The sequence below is a fragment of the Traorella massiliensis genome (genome assembly GCF_900104665.1).
GTDB lineage: Bacteria > Bacillota_I > Bacilli_A > Erysipelotrichales > Erysipelotrichaceae > Traorella > Traorella massiliensis.
Genome location: NZ_LT629966.1, coordinates 68,739 through 87,873 on the forward strand (window position 1 = coordinate 68,739; position 19,135 = coordinate 87,873).

A 19,135-nucleotide genomic window follows, 5' to 3' on the forward strand; every position below is an offset into this window, starting at 1 on the left:
ATTTATTCTTCATTTGCAGGCTGTCTGCTAGCCGCATCCTTCATCATCTGATCACGTTCTTCCTGAGTGATGGAAGCCAAAGCATTTTGAACATCTTCGAATAATTCACTATTCTTTGCAATGCCAATAGATACAGAAGTATCCGTCAAATCAACATCAAAGCCTTTACCGTCTTCAAATTCAACCAGAGTCAATGCATCGCCATTAGCAGCAACATTTCCCTGTCCAACAGGAGTTTCAGCCGTTACACCATCCACAACACCACTTAACAGTGCCTGTACAAGTAATGGATAATTTTCCATCGCAGTTGCATGATTGACATTAGGAATCTGATCAATAACCGTATCATAAAGCGTTCCCATCTGTCCGGCAATGGTTGCCCCAGAGAAGTCTTCCAATGAAGTAGCATTGGCATACTGTGAATCTGAACGTACGATGATCGTCATATCTGATTCATAATAAGGATCAGTAAAGTCAATAGCTTCACGTCTTTTTGGAGTGTCCGTCATCCCCGCAATAATTAAATCAATCATATTCGAATTGATACTTTTCGTAAGAGAATCCCATTCCATCTTAACAACTTCCAGATTCATATCCAAACTCTCAGCAATTCTTTTCGCAATCGCAACATCATAACCATCACAATAACCGCCAGAGCTCAATGGAACATTGGTATCATTAGCCTCTGCATCTGTCCAATTAAATGGCGCATAGTTGCATTCCATACCTACACGCAATGTTTCTCTATCTGATTCTACATCTTCATTTGCATTTTGTGAGCAGCCTGCAAGAACCAAAGATAGCACACATAAACTAGTCAATAATTTTTTCATTCTTTTTTCCTCTCTTTCGTATAAAAAATAAAGCCGTGCTATTATAAAGCACGACTTTTGTCATCTCAATATAATAGCGCCTCTACATCAGTAGGAGTGTCATAAGTATTCCCTAAGACCCCAAGATACTGTTCTGCCAAACAGCTCTTTCGGCGATGGTTGCCTTTCACTCACTTCTCTGTCTGCCGACTCCATGAGTTACTCATCTGCATCGCTACCTCTATCGGTTTTATTGAGTATAATCCTAAACTTGTTTGTATCATTTGTCAATAGATATTGACTATTTTTCTATTTTTAGTAAAGTGAAAAGTTAAATTCTACTTTAATATAGGAAGAGATGAATTTAATCTTTCACAAAATTCATGTTGAATTTACTCTTTCAATATGTCATATTGAAAATGACCGGAAGCAGCCAGAATCACAAAGAAAGGAGGCCCTTATGGCTGCCACAAATAAAAATAAACATATGACCGAAAATGAAAGAAAAATTATTGAATCAAGTATTCGTAATGGTGCCACCCATACGGCCATTGCACAAGTCATCGGTAAAGACAAGTCTACCATAGGAAAGGAAATCAGGCTTCATCGGGTCCTGACTTATAAATGCAATCTTCCTCTGGAATGTGTGAACCGATCCAAATGCTCTCATAATCACAGCTGTAAATTGGAATGCCCTGATTATATCCGGTTTAAATGCTCACGAAGAGACAGAAGTCCCGGGGCCTGCAATGGCTGTTCAAAATTTCATTCCTGCAGATTCAATAAATATGTCTATCAGCCCGAAACAGCTCACAGAGAGTACAGGAATACGCTTGTCGATTCAAGAGTGGGCGTGAACCTGACAACAGAGGAGGCAAAAAAGATGGGCGGAATTGTCAAACCGCTTCTTGATCAGGGCCAGTCCCCTTATCAAATCATTCAGGCTCATCCGGAATTAGGAATTACTGAAAGAACCCTCTATACTTATATCGAAACAGGCGTATTCAGTATTGTCGGAATCAGTGTTATGGACCTAAGACGCCAGGTATCCAGAAAAAAATTCAAGTCTAAGAAAGCCGCTTTAAAAAAGCGTGAAGACAGAAGATTCCTGAAAGGGAGAACCTATAAGGATTACTGTAACTATCTCTCCGAGAATGAGGACGCCAGAATCGTACAGATGGATACGGTATACAACGATATATCAAATGGTCCATTTATTCAGACATTCAAATTTGTGAAATACGGCTTCCTGTTCGGCATCCTTCACGAAGAGAAAACAGAGGAAGCGATGGTTTCAGGCGTGAATGCTTTAGAAAATCTTTTAGGCAGCGAACTTTTCCATGAAGAAGTTGAAATTCTTCTGACAGACCGCGGAAGCGAAATGGCCGATGCAGAAGGAATTGAAAAAAAAGAAAACGGAGCAAGAAGAACCCGTGTCTATTACTGTGATCCGATGCAGTCCACACAAAAGGCAACCCTGGAAAACAATCATATTGAACTGCGCTACATTTTTCCAAAAGAAACAGATTTAAGAGCTCTGGGGCTAACATCTCAGAAAGCCTTGAATACTGCACTGTCGCATATTAACTCGATGTCAAAAGAAAAGCTCAACGGAAAGTCACCCATTGAGCTGATGGAATTTCTTCATCCTGAACTCATGAAGAAATTCAACGATTTTGGAATTACCAGAATCGAAAAAGATAACATTATTCTAAAGCCCTACTTATTGAAAAAATAATGAATTAAAAACCAGCTGCTTCACGGTCTTTCAAACAAAACATAGTAGAATTTAGTCTTTCCAGCCAAAAAAATTTCTAAATTCTCCTATCCTTTATTGCGGCCTTTTTATGTTATCGTCAATAATATTATATACCTGAAACAGTAATTCCTACAATAACAAAAAGCAAATAACTATCCGTCTGTCCTGATAACTATTTCATTTTAGAAATGATGAACGACTAATTTCCACATTTTTTTGTCGCTTTTTAAAGTAGAATTTAACTTTTCACTTCACGATTTTTCTATTTTTTTAGTTCATAACTTTATAAAATGACAATAATCCCTTAAATTTTATCATTCATTTTATGACCATCTGCTCACAAAAGATACTGACTGACATTTTATCTTGATATAAGAAAAAAGCACGACCAAGGTCATGCTTTCAGTCTTATTTTTCTAATGCTTTCTTTGCCTTATCACAGATTGCTGTAAATCCCTTTTCATCGTGAATAGCAATTTCAGATAACATCTTTCTGTTGATCGTGATATTAGCAAGATTCAAACCATGCATCAGCTTAGAATAGCTTAAACCATTCATTCTTGCAGCTGCATTGATACGAGCGATCCACAGCTTACGCATTTCACGCTTTAACTGCTTTCTATCTCTATAAGCATAGCGTAATGAACGCATTACCTGCTCATTCGCAGTTCTATAAAGCAAATGCTTGGAACCAAAATATCCTTTAGCTAATTTTAATACTTTCTTTCTTCTGTTGCGTGCAACAGTTCCGCCTTTTACTCTAGCCATGACTCATCCTCCTATTTCTGTAACATCAATTTAATTCTCTTGTAATCTGAACTGCTAACGAGTCCTGATTTAGCTAATTGACGTCTCTGTTTTTTTGTTTTTCCGTGGAAACGGTGAGAAGTATAAGCATGACTTCTCTTTAATTTTCCTGAACCAGTTCTTTTCACACGTTTTGCAAGTCCACTGTGTGTTTTCATTTTTGGCATAATCTTTTCCTCCTATTTACCAGTCTTTTTTGGTGCCAATACACAAGACATCGTATTGCCTTCCAGGTTTGGCTTCTTTTCCACATTGGCCACATCGCTCATGGCTTCCACAAATTCATTCATGATCTTGCGGCCAACCTCAACACGAGTAATCAAGCGTCCGCGAAAACGCATATCGATCTTGACCTTCATTCCATCACTTGCCCACTTGCGTGCTTGACGTAATTTCGTTTCAAAATCATGCTTATCAATCACAGGTGATAAACGTAATGGTTTTACCTCTGTAACATGCTGTTTCTTTTTCGCTTCCTTTGATTTTTTCTGCTGTTCAAAATGATAGCGTCCGTAATTCAGAATCTTGCACACCGGCGGATTTGAATTCGGTGAAACACATAACAAGTCCAGATCTTGACTATACGCAATCTCTAATGCCTCCTGACGAGATTTGATTCCCAGCTGCTGTCCCGTAGGACCAATAACAAGAACCTCTCTAAAACGAATTTTTTCATTTACCAAATCGTCGTTGACATTATTTGGAATCACTTTTTTGTTAATAATCGACACCTCCAGTTTTTTTAAAAAGAAAAAATGGGCACAAACCGCACCCATGCTTTGTACTTGAACACTTTTTGTACAATGTCGCATTGACCCACAGACGCTTATCTGTCGGGTGAGAAGGGGTGCTTCTTCTTTCCACATTTCTTCAACGGGGTAATCATACCCTATTTAAAGCCTTTTGTCAACAGTTTCTCTCTTTTTTGCTTTTACCATCAGCATCATCGGCCGACGCATCTCATCCTGCATCCATAAAAGTGAACGGGCCTCTTCACTTGGCAATGCTTCTTCCACATGTTCGATCTCAAAACCACACTCTAATAGACCATTTAAGATCTGTGTCAGCGTATGGTGATATTTCATGACTTTTTTTCCCAAAAATACGGTTTCTCTTTTCCCTGGATAAAAATAATGATCTATTGGCCAATAGAGTGCCTTTCCCTGATCATCTCTGATCCATTCTTCATAAACACCTGAAGTAAAAGAAGGATGTTCGATATTAAAAAGAAAAATTCCTGACTCTTTGAGGGTCTTATAAACATTCTTATAAACTGATTTGAGATCTTCGATATAATGCAAAGCTAAATTTGAAATCACAAGATCATAGGCATTCATCGGATATTCATACTCTTCAATACCACAATTGCGATAAGTGATCTTTTCATCAGCATTTCTTGATTCTGCTTCCTGGATCATTTTCATGCTCATATCGATTCCTAAAACACTTTTAGCCCCTCTTCTGACAGCTTCTTTACAATGCCATCCATAGCCACAGCCAAGATCTAATACGTTTTTATCTTTGACATCAGGAAAGATTTCTTTTAGCTGATACCACTCACCAGCCTTATTCAATCCCTGGCTTCTTTCCATTTTCGCATATTCTTTAAAAAATGCTTCATCATCATATATATTTTTCATCTTGATCGCCCTCTATATTAAATCGAAAATAAATTTTTAAGTCAATATATTATGATATAATTGTGAAGGGTGATCATATGAAATGTGAATGTTCAAGATTTAAGGTTATCGAAGGTAAAAGTGCTTTGGTAGATGAATGGCTGAGTTTTTTAAATCATCATATCAAAGAAACTTCATTGACACTTGCCGATGAGAAAATCTATGTTGAAGCAATCTTTCGTGAAAGAAATGATGAGGGAGAATTTCTATATTGGTTTACGCTTGAAGATGAAGGAGGACAAAAGGTGGAAGAATCTACTTCCTGGATCGATCAGAAGCATCTGGAATACTGGTATGCATGCATCGATGAGGATTATTCGTCCATGACCTTGGAAAGTGAAGTCCTGTTAATTCATCCTGATGTAAATCTGTGAAAATTTTATGAAATTTTTTTAAATTTGTTTTCAAACTTTGAAAATGAGGTTATAATATAAAACATAAAGGAGAAATCATTTTATGAACCAATTCGATGCAGTAAAAGAAAAACTATTAAAACGTAATCCTCATGAACCTGAATTTCTTCAGGCCGTAGATGAGGTACTAGATTCATTAAAGCTTGTTGAAAGCAAGCATCCGGAATATTTAAAAGATAACCTTTTAGAAAGAATCGTAGAACCTGAAAGAGTTGTCATGTTCCGTGTTCCTTGGGTAGATGATGAAGGAAATGTACAGGTCAATCGTGGTTACCGTGTTCAGTTCAATTCTGCTCTTGGTCCTTATAAAGGAGGACTTCGTTTTCATCCATCTGTTAATTTAAGTATTATCAAATTCTTAGGTTTTGAACAGGTATTCAAAAACTCTTTGACAACATTGCCATTAGGCGGTGGAAAAGGCGGAAGTGACTTTGATCCAAAAGGTAAGAGTGATGGTGAAGTCATGCGTTTCTGCCAGAGTTTCATGAATGAATTATATCGTCATATCGGTGCTGATACCGATGTACCAGCAGGTGACATTGGGGTTGGTGCTCGTGAAGTAGGTTATCTGTTTGGTCAATATAAAAAGATTGCCAATCAGTTCACAGGCGTATTAACGGGTAAAGGTCTTACTTGGGGCGGTTCATTAACACGTACGGAAGCTACAGGTTATGGTCTTTGTTACTTCACTGAAGCTATGTTGAAAGATCATGGAAATTCATTTGATGGCAAAACAGTAGTTATCAGCGGTAGTGGTAATGTAGCCATCTATGCAGCTGAAAAAGCAATGCAGCTTGGTGCTAAGGTCGTTGCCCTTTCTGATTCAAGCGGTTATATCTATGATGCACAAGGCATTGATCTTGATCTTGTTAAAGAAATCAAAGAAGTAAAACGTGGACGTATCAAAGAATATTGCGACACACGCACAAATGCTGAATATCATGAAGGAAGCTCAGGCATCTGGACCCTTCCTTGCGATATTGCGTTACCATGTGCAACTCAAAATGAATTAGATGAAAACAGCGCAAAAACATTAGTTGCAAATGGATGTATCGCAGTAGCGGAAGGTGCTAATATGCCAACGACTCCTGAAGCGATCCACGTTCTCCAGCAAAACCATGTGCTCTACGCTCCAGGAAAAGCAAGCAATGCTGGTGGTGTTGCCTGCAGCGGACTTGAAATGTCACAGAACTCGCAGCGTCTTAGCTGGAGCTTTGAGGAAGTTGACAGCAAATTAAAAGGCATCATGGAAAATATCTATGCAACTGTTTCTAAAACAGCTAAAGAATATGGCGTAGAAGACAACTTTGTTGTTGGAGCCAATATCGCTGGATTTGAAAAGGTTGCGAAAGCCATGCAGGCCCAAGGAATCGTTTAAGGCACTTTGGTGCCTTTTTTTTATTTGAAAACATATAATGAAACATGAGCGCTACAAAACTTAAGCTAGTCATGATTCCCTTATTGACCTATCTTTTTCTAAAATATTGCTTTCCTTTTTTAGCGCCTTTTATCTGTGGATTCATTCTTGCGAAAATGATTTCACGTTTTAAAGGTTCATCGTTTATGATCTATTTTTTCTTTTTACTTTTTATTTTTTTTATCATATTTCTACTGATCATCTTATTTTATGTGCAAATGAAGCAGGTTTATTTTGATTTGCCTGCTTTTATAGAATCGCTGCTCACTTATATGAATGGCGATCATTTTCTTCTACAGCTCTTACATGAACCGGCAATCGCTTTGCTTCAAAAAATATTCCCGCTTCTTTCTTCCCTTTTGATCTTGCTTCCTAAAGCCTTTTCCTTTCTCTTTATGACAATGTTTCTTACCTTTCTTTTTCTTTTCGACATTCATGCGTTTGGACGTATTCTCTATACGCTTTCACCCAGTCTTTTCAAACAGGCACAAAATCTTCAAAGTGTCTTATTTGAGACTTTCTTTTCCATGTTGATCTCTTCATTTAAACTTTTTTTGATTACTGGCAGTCTTTGTTTTATAGGTCTTTTCCTTATCAATATCGAACATGCCCTGTTTATATCCTTATTGGCCGCTTCTTTTGACTCAATGCCTCTCATAGGTATCGGCTTCATTCTGCTTCCCTATGCGATCTATTTGTTTCTCATACAAAGTAACAAAGCCATTGCAGTTTTGCTTATTTATATCATCATTACAGGACTTCGCTTTTTTATCGAACCTAAAATTCTTTCTAAACAGTTAAACATTCCCCTTTTGCTTCATCTATTGATGATGTTTATCTGTTCTCAGTTATTCGGATGGATCGGATTCTTCTATGCACCTGTTTTTTGTGTTTTAATTCTTGTATGGTATAAAGAAAAGCAAAACGGCTAGAATAACAAGGGTGATCTTATGAAATATTTACTTATGCTGATGCTTTTTTCTACTACGAGTGTTCAAAGTGTGATTTATAACACACCGACATCTCAATATTATGTTATTGATACTACTGCCGATCCTATTCAGATTTTAGTCTTAGAAGAAAATATGAATCTTCCTGTAGCTTGTATCGCTGATCAGAAATATCTGCTTAGTCATGTGGATTTTTCAAACCAGAGTGATTGTCTGATCAAAACATTGAATCAAGCTTATGATCTTAACATTCAAAAATATGTTGATCTAAAAGATTTATATACAAAAGATGAATTATTAGCATTGAAAGAGGCAAGCTTGCCTGCTTTGTTACAGGCCGTATTTTCTATTTCACATTCTTATTCCCTCTCAGAAATCTATTCAGTTTATGCAAGTGCAAATAAAAATGAATTTCGTTATGAAATTCATTATTTGACATATGTGAAGATCGATGATGAATATCTTCCTCTTAATTATCCGTTATAAGGTCTTTCAAAAGTAATGACACAATAATAGGTTTCTTTTTTCTTTGAAAGCATCTCTTGCAGATGCTTTTCAATTTCCTCTTGTTTGATATGACAAGAGTAGGGAATGACACAATCAAAAATCAAATTAGAATGCGTTTTCCCTAAAACAGCACGGAAATCATGTATCTTTAAATCCCCAGAAAGTTCTTTGACGCTGGCACTGACTTCTTCTTTAAGCTGATTGATCAATGGATTATCTAAAACGATCGGATCTAGATGAATGACCAGATGAATTCCTTCCTCCAGAAAATCTTTTTCAATTCGGTCAATCAAATCATGCGATACAAGAATATCGACCTTGCTGTCTACTTCGGCATGTGCACTGACAAAACAACGATTAGGTCCATAACTATGAACCATCAGATCATGGATGCCATAGATGCCAGGATAGCTGCAGATCTTCTTTTCCATAGAAGCTACAAAATCTTTATCAGGTGCTTCTCCTAAAATCTTATTTGCGGCATCTTTCATGATAGATATACCACTAATAAAAATCAAGATTGCAACCGCAACACCCATATAACCATCTAAATTAATATTCATGAAACGAAATAACAATGTAGATATTAATACGGCAGTTGTTGAATATACATCATTGATACTATCCTGAGCGCTGGCTTCCAGCACCGTTGAATCAATACCTTTGGCACAGCCTTTATAAAACTTATATAAAAGAAGCTTTCCCAGGATCGATACACCTAACACGACTACTAATAAAATTGAAAAATCAATATCACTAGGATGCAAGATCTTATCAAAAGAAGATCGAAATAATTCTACGCTTAAAAGCAAGATCGATAAAGCGACGATACAGCTTGCCAGATATTCGATCCTTTCATGACCAAAAGGATGCTCAGCATCCGCTTCTTTACTGCTTAATTTAAAACTGATCAGAAGGATCAGCGAATTACCGGCATCAGAAAGGTTATTGACACCATCCGCCAAAATAGAGACCGAATGGAAAATAAGGCCCGATATCATCTTCATAACAGAGAGGGCAATATTCAATGCGATCCCTACATAACTGGTCATTTTACCTACCTGCTCACGCTGTTCAGCCGTAGCTTTCCCCTGAACATTTGCTTTTTTTAATATAAACTTACTTAACATATTCTCACCATTTTGATATTATACAACTTTTACAAAAAGATGCAATTATTAAAGCCATCTTCCTGAAAGAAGATGGCCCCTTTTATTTCTTAGGCACCAAAGCGATGATTCGATCTGCCAGAACGCTAAATGGCATGGTCTGCAGCCAAACCTTTCCAGGGCCTTCCAATGTCGCAACAAAGAAGCCTTCACCAGAAAATAACACATTCTTCATTCCTTTAACTGAATCAATATCAAATTTCACTGTTTCTTCAAAAAAAGCAATATATCCCTGATCTACTTTAATTCTTTCTCCAGGTGCAAGTTCTCTTTCTACTAAATCTCCATCTACCTCTAAAAAAGCCACTCCTTTACCGCTAAGTCTTTGTAAGATAAAACCTTCGCCACCAAAAAATCCGCTACCTAATCTTTTACGGAAATGAATATTAAGTTCAACACCTTCCTCACTTGCTAGAAAAGCTGTTTTCTGTGCAATGATCGACTTGCTGCCATCAAGTTCGATTGGCAAAATTCTTCCCGGAAAAGAAGAACCAAAGGCAATCGTTCCCTGATCTTTAATACAAGTATAAGATGTCATAAAGATTGATTCTCCACTAAAAGCCCGCATCAATCCTTTCATGGCACCGCCACGAGTAGATGTTTCCATCTCGAAGCAATCATCCATCCAGCACATACCACCTGATTCTGTTACCATTCGCTCATTTTTTTCCAGCGTACAGCTAACGACCGGAAGCTGTCCTCCAATGATTTCATATTTCATATGTATACCCTCCATCTATGTATAGTATATCATAGACAAGAAAATGATTTTGTAACCAAAATCATATGCAAATAAGCAACTCCCTATCTGCATACCCACCTGCCTTTCTAGCGGCGTGGTTCCACCGACACCTTCACATCTCCTTCTTTTGCTCCTCTCTGAAGCGTAAGGCATTGGCGAAATGTTCCAGTGTCAGCTTATTATTTTTTTCTGGCAGGATTCCATCCCTTTGCCATGCTTCCATCTTCCAGTGAATCGCATGACTGCCGGGTCCTGCTTCTTTTCTATCTGAACAGGCATAAATACGGAGTTCTCTGACATTCCTCCAATGTCGCTTTCCCCAGATCCCTGATCACTTCTTTCCATTCCCTGTATTCATGATATTCGTTCGGTATCCTTTCCCGGTACCCTTCTCCCCTCCTTGCAATCACATACGCTGCACTGTGGTGGATGCTTAGCCCTAGCCGCTTCGCATATTTCAGCTTCCCGATCTGAGTTGTGTGCCTTGGATCCACCTTCCTTAAATATACTCCTTTTTCCATGCATTTCCTTTCGATCTTCTCCTCCAGCCTCTTATATGCAAATGTTCCCAGCATCCGGTTATAGTTCCTGTCCCTGTACAGGCTCTCTTCTTTCTTCCTCTCGAATTCTAAATCTTCCATGATCAGATTCTTTTTCTTGCCCGCACATTCCTCTACGATCCGTTTCACTGCCACATACCTTTCATATTCCCTCTGGTTCCTTGTTCCTCTTTCTTTCAATGGAATCCTCCATGCCTTTACCAGATTCCCTTTTCTGTCGGTTTCTGCCAGCGCTATATGATCCCTGTTGATATCCATTCCGATACTTCCTCTGCCGGATGGTAATACCGGCTCGCCAGGATATTCAGCAATTGCTTTGATGATAAAATATTCTCCATGATCATACAGCTCATACGCAATGGCCTTCCCGGGAGTATTGTGCTTCATTCTTACTGCTCTTTCTATATGCTCCCTGTGCTGATGAAAAACAACCGGCATCCTTATTTCCTGTCTGATTCCCCGGTAGACAAGAATCCCTTCATCGATATGATATTTGAAAAGATTATTGCCGTACTTTCCCTGCCTTCTTCCGCAGATCAGCATCCTTTTTCTGCGGTTATAGCGGTAGGTATCCATATCATGCTTCAGATTCTTCCTTCCTCCGAAGCATACGCTTTTCGGCTTTTCCATGAATCTTTCCTTTTTCTGCTTTTCTCCTGTTAACCGATACTTTAATAGTTTGATCTGATTCTTCAGATTCTTTATTTTAGGATCGATCACAGTTGCTTCATACAGATAGTCCTTTTCTGTAGTTCCATGCAGTTTCGTTTTCCGGATCATCTTTTCCTTTTCACAGATGACCTTTTCCAGTTCCGTTTCCTTTTCTCTGATCTTCATTCTGATCCTATTCATTCTTTTATCTGTTTTCCGGATCAGTTTTTTATTCAAGGCAGCATTAGCCTTTAGCAGGGCCTTGGCTTCATGGACAGCAGACAGAGGGATATAGTCATTGAGATGAAACTGCTTTTTAAGGAGCTGGTGAAGCTCGCTGTCCTTAAACGCGGCTCCCTTATAGGCACGATCGTAAAGACATTTATAGGCCTTATGAAGGACACGGTTGTAGACATCAAGATCATGAAGAACGGTGTTCTTCAGATCAGGGAATTCGCGGTAATAGAAACGGTTGGAAAGAGAAAAGACTTTCATGATGCCTCCTTGACAGAAATGAGATGTTTTGTACAGATATTATATCATATTAATAACTATAATGATACTATAATTTCAAATTAATTATATATACTATCATAAGCATAAATAACATTTAACTTTTTTATTTTCTTTCATCATCTTTCTATCAATCAAAAAATGAAATTTTCTAATATATAAAAATAAATAACTGCAGGTTTTTACTGCAGTTATTCAGAAAATTGTCCCATCTTAAAAAAGCAATACATTCCAATGCCAAAGCAAAGAATTCCTCCTATTAACATGATTGTTTCATTCATCTGAATTCCTTCCATTATAGCCATCACAGCGATCAGTGAAAAAACAATTCCTAAAATAAGATGACGTATTGTCTCATTCATCCGTATTTACCTTTCTGTGAAAACGTAAAATCACCTTAAAAAGATCTCCATCGATTTCAATCTTAAATTCACCATTTTGAATTTCGGTAAAGCTTTGGGCAATCGCCAGTCCTAATCCACTGCCACTTTCATGCCTTGATTTATCACCACGGACAAAACGTTCGACAATCTCCTCTGGTGTGAAATTCATTTCAGCTTCTGATATATTTTTAAGTTCAATTCGAACAGATTCATCTTCATCTTTGACATCGATATATACACGGCTATCCGGCATAGCATATTTACCAATATTCGTGAATAGATTTTCAAAAATACGACATGTCTTGCCACCATCCAGATGCAGCATGATCTCATTTCTATCATAGCGAGTGACCACTTTCAAATTCTTACTCATCAGCATCTCTTCACTTTCAGCACAGATCTGTTCGATCAAAGCGACGATATTTAGATCAACACATTCCAGTTGAACATTACCACTGTTAACTTTGCTGACCTCGAAAAGATCTTCGATCAAAGTAGTCAGACGACTTGAATAATATTCTAGATTTTTTAAATATTCCTGACGTGTTTCTTCACTGATCGTTTCATCCTGAAGCAAGACGATATAGTTTTTGATACAGGTCAAAGGTGTTTTTAAATCATGAGATACATTGCTGATGAGTTCTGTTTTCATATTGGAAGATTTGATCTCATCTTCAACCGCTTTTTCAAACCCTGTTTTTATATGGGCAAACTTTTCATTTAAAGCATTAAATACACCCACATCTTCATTCATCTTGTGATCAAAATTTCCTTTACTTAATTCTTCAGCTGAATTCAATAATTTTTGATAATCATTTTGAATGATCTTGACTTTATTTAATAGCCAGAAGAACAAAGCTACTACATAAATGATTGCCAATACATAGCCAAATGGCCCCCAAACAAGCAATAAGATAACACATAACTGAATGAGCATAAACTGTGCCAATTGACGGTTTATAGGCTGAGCAAGATCTACTTCTGTAAGCCGGTTCATTTTTCTTTTAATCCAGTTATAGAAAGTACCAAGCAGCGTGTCTTCCTTTAGATAACGGCAAAATCCATGAGCAAACATATACTTGATATAAAATAATCCCAATGAAATAACTAAAAGCGTAATAAACCATACTAAAGCATTGACAAAAGGCACGATATATTGCGAATAAGAAATCTGATAAAGTCTTAGAAGACGACCAAAAGAGTCATTCAAAGAATAATAGCTGACAAAAAGACATGCTGTACAGCCTAGACATATCAAAGTAAACAGAATGATGAATATGAATTCTCCCTTTAATTTAATGATACTTCTAAATAAAGGGGCTTCTTCAACCGTTGAAATCGGATAAATCAAGAAAAACAAGACTAATACAGCTGAGAAAAGCATTAATGAAATAATAGCGAAGCCATTATAATTTTCCCATGTATCTAACATATGTGTGACATAACCAAATGAGGTCAATGTTTCTGGCACTATCATCTTTATTTCAATATTTTTAGGCATTGCGATCGTCACACCTTCAAAAGAAGGTAATTCATCACCAATATAATATGCTGCATTTTGATAATCACCATAATAAGAAATAATTAAATCAAAAAGATCAAAATCAGCCGCCTCTTCAATCTGAAGATCTCCTTCATTTATAATATTTCCTTGACCATCAAATGTTAAGTGATCATAAAAATAATACTCACTAATATCATCATCTTCCTGAATACGATTTAAATGATTTGATAATTGTTCTCCTGTTGCTGTTTGCGTAATTTGATAGACAAAATCAGCATCATCATCAAATTTATATTTGATTTCCTCCATCACTTCATTCACGATTTCTACGATTTGTTCTCTTTCCTGAACTGTCACATTTTCATCAAAAAAGAGCATCTGATAATCCTCATCAACTTCCTGTACCAATGAAAATATAAACATCTTCATTTCTTTTTCTAGCGATGGATAAACCTGCATGTTTTCTTTGACGCTCGCACTTGCTTTACCCGATAAGAAAACAACACTTAAGCTCATCACAAGTAATAACAGTGTAAATACGACTATAAATATATTTTTCCTTTTTCTCATTTTTTTACCTGCTTTCTTTCTATTTTATAGCCAATTCCCCAAACAACTTTTAAATATTCCGGATGTTTAGGATTTACTTCAATCTTTTCACGTAATTTACGTACATGAACCATGATCGTTTCTGTATTGATAGCCTCCTCTTTCCATACCGCTTCATAGATTTCTTCGGCTGAATACACACGTCCTGGATATTCCATCAAAAGCTGTAGGATCGCAAACTCTTTCGCCGTCAAACGAACTGCTTTCCCATCTACACTGACTTCTTTTGTAAATGTATCTAATTCCAATCCGCCTACGATCAGTTTATGAGCGTCTTTCTCATTATCATGTCCACCCTTCAGTTTTAAAATCTGATCATATCTTCGAATATTAGAATTAACACGGGCAATCAATTCCATCGGTTCAAACGGCTTTGTGACATAATCATCTGCTCCCAGATTTAATCCCGTGATCTTATCGATATCTTCACTTTTCGCACTTAAAAAGATCACTGGTACATCATAATTCTCTCGTAATTTCATCACCATCGTCAAACCATCCATCATTGGCATCATCACATCAACAATTGCCAGATGGATCTTATGAGTTTTCATCATTTCAAGTCCTTCAAACCCATTTACAGCTTCGATCACTTTATAACCTTGATTTTTTAAAAAGACAGCCACTGTCTCTCGGATTCCCTTTTCATCTTCTACTACCAATATCGTATGTTCCATTCTTTCCCCCTGCTTTCCTTTTCCATTTTATACGGTTTTATCCTTTTTTTGAATGACTGTTTTATAATAAATGGCTCCGCCCCCTACTAAAAACAAAGTAACCATGGCAATCATAAGAGTCATCACTAAATCTCCGCTTTTAAAAGAAGCCGACAAAAAAGTAGAAGTAATGATGCTTGGAATACGTCCGATCGTTGTCAATGTCAGCCATTTAAACAAATGAACATTTCCAAGGCTGACTACATAAGTCATGACATCTTTGGGTGAACCCGGAATCAAAAATAAAACAAAGATCCAAAACATGCTTTTTTTAGAAGCTACTAAATTTTCTGCTTCCTTCACTTTATCAGAATCAAACATGACATCAATGATTTTATGACGAAAAACACGCACCAGACAATAAACAAGCAACGTTCCAATAAAGGAACCAATAAGACAGATCAATGTCCCGCTCCATGCCCCAAATAAATATCCGCTCGCCAGTTCTAAAGGCTCTCCTGGAAGAAACGCAAGGAATATCTGGGCAGCAATTAATCCGATCATAGATAAGGCTTTTAAGCCTATAGGCATCGTTTCAACCGTCTTTAAAATTTCATTCATATCAAATTTACATAATCCGATCACTGTAATGATCCCTAATGCGATCAAAAATAATAAACAAAGTATTTTCGTTCTTAATGTCAGCTTTTTCATATCTAATGCTCCTAACACTTTCAGTTTATCGTTAACTTATAAAAAGAAAGTATAGGAATTTCTTAAATTTTTCTAAAAAAAATAGAAGCTAAGCTTCTACTTTATTTCATACTTTTTAAAAACTTCTGACAGTTTATTTAAATCCGTTCCCTGTTTTGTTACCATTAAATACTCTCCATTGATCAAAGCATCATAACTTTCATCTGTACCATTCTGATTAATCGTTACTTTACCAGTATTTTTGATTTCATCCATCCACCCAGATATTTTTTCATCTTGCATATTCATACGATACAGATAAACAGGGTTACCTTGATATTCAAAAGCTTTTCCTTCATGAGCATTAATATCAACTACTTCCATATCTTTTGAATTAGCATATTCTAGACCTTGTTCATCAAAATATGTAAATAAGTCTTTCATCTCATTGGTTTTTGTCTCATTTGCAGGTGGATTCTCTTGTACGGGTTCATCCTGATTAAACCATCCACATCCGCTTAACAAAACAGATAAACATACTATATATAAAAGTTTCATAATATTCCTCCCATAGTTACTATGGGAGGAATTGATTTATTTATTCATAAAAGTTTCATCATTTTCAATATCTTGGATCATTTGAACACGCTGAGCATGACGGCCACCTTCAAATTCAGCTTCCAGCCAGCTGTCAACGATCATTTTAGCTAGCTCAACACCAACGACACGCGCCCCAAATGAAAGAATATTTGAATTGTTATGCATTTTAGAAAGCTTAGCGCTATATGGTTCTGAGCATGTTGCACAGCGAATGCCCTTCACCTTATTTGCGGCAATACCAATCCCTATACCGGTACCACAAATCAGAATCCCGCAATCCACCTTTTTCTCTACAACTGCATGAGCGACATTTAAAGCCGCTGTTGGATATGGATAGCTTTCTGTACTATCCGTTCCATAATTCACAATTTCATATCCTTTTGACTGTAAATATTTTGAGATTTCCTGTTTCATCTCTACTGCTGAATGATCATTTCCAATTCCTATTTTCATATTTTCTCCATTTCTACATCATTTTTAATAAATTCGAAAGCTTAGGTACAAGCTGCTGCTTACGAGAAATGATCTCACTATCATAACCGCTCATTTCATCAATTTCTGTCTCGATCAGATCCTTCATGATATTTTTAAGTGGACCGCTATATACAAACATGCTTCCTTCAGCCATGATATTTGAGAACATCATGATCACCAGATCATAATTTTTCTGACCCTGCTCTTTTTCAATATACTCCTTAAATGAAGGAAGAATAGACTGGATATCCTCCATATGTTTAAAATTAGTTTGACCGATAGCCACCTTATATTTACCAATTTCATAAGTTTTAAGGTCACGGTTCAAAATATTTTCAGGGGTGCTCTTTTTTAATGAAATAGAAGCACTGAGAACACCTAATGCAAATTCATTAAGATCGACCTGAGCCAGATCAGCAAGCCACTGAGCCATCTTCTTATCAAAATCAGTTGTTGTTTTTGATTTAAAATACATCGTATCACTAATGATGGCTCCTAGCATCAATCCGGCATATTCTCTTGCCGGCGTAATACCATTTTCCTGATATATTTGCGCAATGATGCTCGATGTACAGCCACAGCGCATATTACGATAATAGATAGGATAGGTCGTTTGTATATCTCCAATATGATGATGGTCGATGATTTCTTCGATCACAGCTTCATCAATATTGTTGATCGTCTGATTTTTAGCACTATGATCGACCAATATAAATTTACGACGCTCATAATTGCTTAAATGATAGCGAGAAATTGCTCCTACGATATTACCAAACTGATTGATGACCGGATATGAACGATAACGGGTATGTGATAAACGTTGTGAAACATCGTTGACATACTCCGTATCAAGACAAGTAACAACATTACGAGTCATCACATATTTTACTGGGATCGCTTCAGTGATCACTCGTGCCACTTTCATGGTATCTAGATCTGTCTGAATGATCGCACAGCCTTTTTTCAATGCAAGCATCCGGTTTTCTGCGGATACTTGTTCCTTGCAGGTAATGATCAGACATTTGACACCACATTCGATCAGCTGACGCTGTTTTTCATCACCATCACTTAAAATAACGATACTGCCTTTAAATTCATCAGCATAATGCGATCCATTGATCAGCGTAACGATATAAATACTTCCATTGCTTTCATAACCTTCTGGTTCAATAATGATTTTCCCTTGAATCGTATCTGCAATCTGAGCAATCGATGCCTTTGCCATCAATGAATTTAACTGCTCATCCTTCATACCACGGGTACTAGAAAGATTTGAAGTCGATATGATTCCTTGCAGTTTTGCATGTTCATCCACCACAAATAAAGATTTGTTTTTTACTGTATAAAGCTTCTGCCATGCCTTTGCCATCGTCATGCTCATAGGAATCAGCGTAGGCTCATCCATGGCAATATCTCTTAGCTGACTACGTGCATCTTTTAAAAGAAAAGGTCCCTCAACATCAAATCGCTTAAGAATATACTTCGATTCATCGTTTAAAGCACCTAAGCGTACAGCAATCGCACTTTCCCCTAAAAGCTGTTTTAGATTCGCATAAGCCAGTGCACTGCATATGGAATCAGAATCAGGGTTTTTATGTCCTGTTACAAAAATTGTTTTATTCACTTTTTACCACCTGTCTTAATGATAAACGAAATACGTTCTTTTTTCAATAAAATTAACCATAGCAAGAACTTTTTGATTCATTTTCTAAATTTAAATCTTTTGTGATATATGCTAGAATGTAAAAAATGGAGGTTTTATTATGCATATAAGAAAAGCTGTAGAAAAAGATTATAAACGTGTAAATGAATTATTGATCCAGGTCAATCAGCTTCATCATGAAGGAAGAAAAGATTTATTTAAAGCAGGTGGTAAAAAATATAGTGATGATGATTTTAAAAAGCTGGTACATGATGAGAATCGTCCCATATTTGTAGCAGTAAATGAAAACGATGAAGTGCTTGGGTATGCTTTCTGTATTTTCCGGCAATTTATCAATCATCCCATCATGACAGATATCAAAACACTTTTTATTGATGATTTATGTGTTGATGAAACATATCGGGGTCAGCATATTGGTACGAATCTTTATCATTATGTCGTTGATTTCGCAAAGAAAAATGGCTGTTACAACTTGACATTAAATGTTTGGTGTCTGAATGAAAATGCTATGAAATTTTATGAATCTTTAGGACTTCAGCCTCAAAAAATAGGGATGGAAACACTATTAAAATAA

General features: G+C 36.8%; 21 protein-coding genes and 1 riboswitch. Of the genes, 6 read left to right on the plus strand and 15 right to left on the minus strand.

Annotated elements, in window-relative coordinates; genetic code table 11:
- Positions 1 to 2 precede the first annotated feature (2 nt).
- Complete coding sequence (locus tag BQ5367_RS00550) at positions 3 to 833, minus strand: transporter substrate-binding domain-containing protein (protein WP_071440650.1); 831 nt, start codon at positions 831 to 833, stop codon at positions 3 to 5.
- A gap of 66 nt (positions 834 to 899) precedes the next feature.
- Positions 900 to 1,064, minus strand: a riboswitch (Lysine riboswitch).
- A gap of 208 nt (positions 1,065 to 1,272) precedes the next feature.
- Between BQ5367_RS00550 and BQ5367_RS00555 the strand changes: the two genes are divergently transcribed.
- A complete protein-coding gene (locus BQ5367_RS00555) occupies positions 1,273 to 2,550 on the plus strand; it encodes a helix-turn-helix domain-containing protein (protein WP_071440651.1) in 1,278 nt (425 codons plus the stop codon).
- Positions 2,551 to 2,979: 429 nt separating this feature from the next.
- Here BQ5367_RS00555 and rplT read toward each other — a convergent pair whose 3' ends face one another.
- From rplT to BQ5367_RS00575, 4 genes are all read right to left on the minus strand, one after another.
- On the minus strand, positions 2,980 to 3,339 hold the full coding sequence (gene rplT / locus BQ5367_RS00560; protein ID WP_071440652.1) for a 50S ribosomal protein L20: 360 nt from the start codon (positions 3,337 to 3,339) through the stop codon (positions 2,980 to 2,982).
- Between the two features lie 11 nt (positions 3,340 to 3,350).
- Complete coding sequence (gene rpmI, locus BQ5367_RS00565; protein WP_071440653.1) at positions 3,351 to 3,545, minus strand: 50S ribosomal protein L35; 195 nt, start codon at positions 3,543 to 3,545, stop codon at positions 3,351 to 3,353.
- 12 nt (positions 3,546 to 3,557) lie between these two features.
- The gene (infC, locus tag BQ5367_RS00570) at positions 3,558 to 4,154 is read right to left on the minus strand and encodes a translation initiation factor IF-3 (RefSeq protein ID WP_074021985.1); all 597 of its coding nucleotides are present in this window, start codon (positions 4,152 to 4,154) and stop codon (positions 3,558 to 3,560) included.
- Between the two features lie 117 nt (positions 4,155 to 4,271).
- Entirely contained in the window at positions 4,272 to 5,018 is a 747-nt protein-coding gene (locus BQ5367_RS00575) for a class I SAM-dependent methyltransferase (protein WP_071440654.1), read from the minus strand.
- A gap of 77 nt (positions 5,019 to 5,095) precedes the next feature.
- Here BQ5367_RS00575 and BQ5367_RS00580 point away from each other — a divergent pair, with 77 nt between their 5' ends.
- From BQ5367_RS00580 to BQ5367_RS00595, 4 genes are all read left to right on the plus strand, one after another.
- The gene (locus BQ5367_RS00580) at positions 5,096 to 5,431 is read left to right on the plus strand and encodes a DUF6176 family protein (RefSeq protein ID WP_071440655.1); all 336 of its coding nucleotides are present in this window, start codon (positions 5,096 to 5,098) and stop codon (positions 5,429 to 5,431) included.
- 82 nt (positions 5,432 to 5,513) lie between these two features.
- Positions 5,514 to 6,848 carry an NADP-specific glutamate dehydrogenase gene (gene gdhA, locus BQ5367_RS00585; protein WP_071440656.1) on the plus strand — a complete coding sequence of 445 codons (1,335 nt, stop codon included), beginning with the start codon at positions 5,514 to 5,516 and terminating at the stop codon, positions 6,846 to 6,848.
- Between the two features lie 71 nt (positions 6,849 to 6,919).
- Positions 6,920 to 7,819, plus strand: a complete 900-nt coding sequence (locus BQ5367_RS00590; RefSeq protein ID WP_235858715.1) for an AI-2E family transporter — start codon at positions 6,920 to 6,922, stop codon at positions 7,817 to 7,819.
- An 18-nt stretch (positions 7,820 to 7,837) separates the two neighbouring features.
- Positions 7,838 to 8,323: a hypothetical protein gene (locus BQ5367_RS00595; protein WP_071440658.1), complete on the plus strand. Its 486-nt coding sequence runs from the start codon at positions 7,838 to 7,840 to the stop codon at positions 8,321 to 8,323.
- On the opposite strand, the gene BQ5367_RS00600 is transcribed toward BQ5367_RS00595, so the two are convergent.
- The 10 genes from BQ5367_RS00600 to BQ5367_RS00640 form a co-directional block, all read right to left on the minus strand.
- Positions 8,311 to 9,474, minus strand: coding sequence for a cation diffusion facilitator family transporter (locus BQ5367_RS00600; protein WP_071440659.1), 1,164 nt, complete (start codon positions 9,472 to 9,474; stop codon positions 8,311 to 8,313). The genes BQ5367_RS00595 and BQ5367_RS00600 overlap by 13 nt on opposite strands.
- 82 nt (positions 9,475 to 9,556) lie before the next feature.
- A complete protein-coding gene (locus BQ5367_RS00605; RefSeq protein ID WP_071440660.1) occupies positions 9,557 to 10,234 on the minus strand; it encodes a TIGR00266 family protein in 678 nt (225 codons plus the stop codon).
- A 284-nt stretch (positions 10,235 to 10,518) separates the two neighbouring features.
- The gene (locus BQ5367_RS00610; RefSeq protein WP_071440661.1) at positions 10,519 to 11,961 is read right to left on the minus strand and encodes an IS200/IS605 family accessory protein TnpB-related protein; all 1,443 of its coding nucleotides are present in this window, start codon (positions 11,959 to 11,961) and stop codon (positions 10,519 to 10,521) included.
- A gap of 209 nt (positions 11,962 to 12,170) precedes the next feature.
- Positions 12,171 to 12,341: a hypothetical protein gene (locus tag BQ5367_RS13445; RefSeq protein WP_154667073.1), complete on the minus strand. Its 171-nt coding sequence runs from the start codon at positions 12,339 to 12,341 to the stop codon at positions 12,171 to 12,173.
- Positions 12,334 to 14,436, minus strand: coding sequence for a sensor histidine kinase (locus BQ5367_RS00615; RefSeq protein ID WP_071440662.1), 2,103 nt, complete (start codon positions 14,434 to 14,436; stop codon positions 12,334 to 12,336). Before BQ5367_RS00615 ends, BQ5367_RS13445 begins: the two co-directional genes overlap by 8 nt.
- Positions 14,433 to 15,152, minus strand: coding sequence for a response regulator transcription factor (locus BQ5367_RS00620; RefSeq protein ID WP_071440663.1), 720 nt, complete (start codon positions 15,150 to 15,152; stop codon positions 14,433 to 14,435). Before BQ5367_RS00620 ends, BQ5367_RS00615 begins: the two co-directional genes overlap by 4 nt.
- A 27-nt stretch (positions 15,153 to 15,179) precedes the next feature.
- Positions 15,180 to 15,845, minus strand: a complete 666-nt coding sequence (locus BQ5367_RS00625) for a TVP38/TMEM64 family protein (protein WP_071440664.1) — start codon at positions 15,843 to 15,845, stop codon at positions 15,180 to 15,182.
- A gap of 96 nt (positions 15,846 to 15,941) precedes the next feature.
- Complete coding sequence (locus tag BQ5367_RS00630) at positions 15,942 to 16,382, minus strand: hypothetical protein (protein ID WP_071440665.1); 441 nt, start codon at positions 16,380 to 16,382, stop codon at positions 15,942 to 15,944.
- A 36-nt stretch (positions 16,383 to 16,418) separates the two neighbouring features.
- Positions 16,419 to 16,877, minus strand: a complete 459-nt coding sequence (rpiB, locus tag BQ5367_RS00635) for a ribose 5-phosphate isomerase B (protein ID WP_071440666.1) — start codon at positions 16,875 to 16,877, stop codon at positions 16,419 to 16,421.
- 13 nt (positions 16,878 to 16,890) lie between these two features.
- Entirely contained in the window at positions 16,891 to 18,522 is a 1,632-nt protein-coding gene (locus BQ5367_RS00640; RefSeq protein ID WP_071440667.1) for a putative manganese-dependent inorganic diphosphatase, read from the minus strand.
- Between the two features lie 139 nt (positions 18,523 to 18,661).
- Between BQ5367_RS00640 and BQ5367_RS00645 the strand changes: the two genes are divergently transcribed.
- A complete protein-coding gene (locus BQ5367_RS00645; RefSeq protein WP_071440668.1) occupies positions 18,662 to 19,135 on the plus strand; it encodes a GNAT family N-acetyltransferase in 474 nt (157 codons plus the stop codon).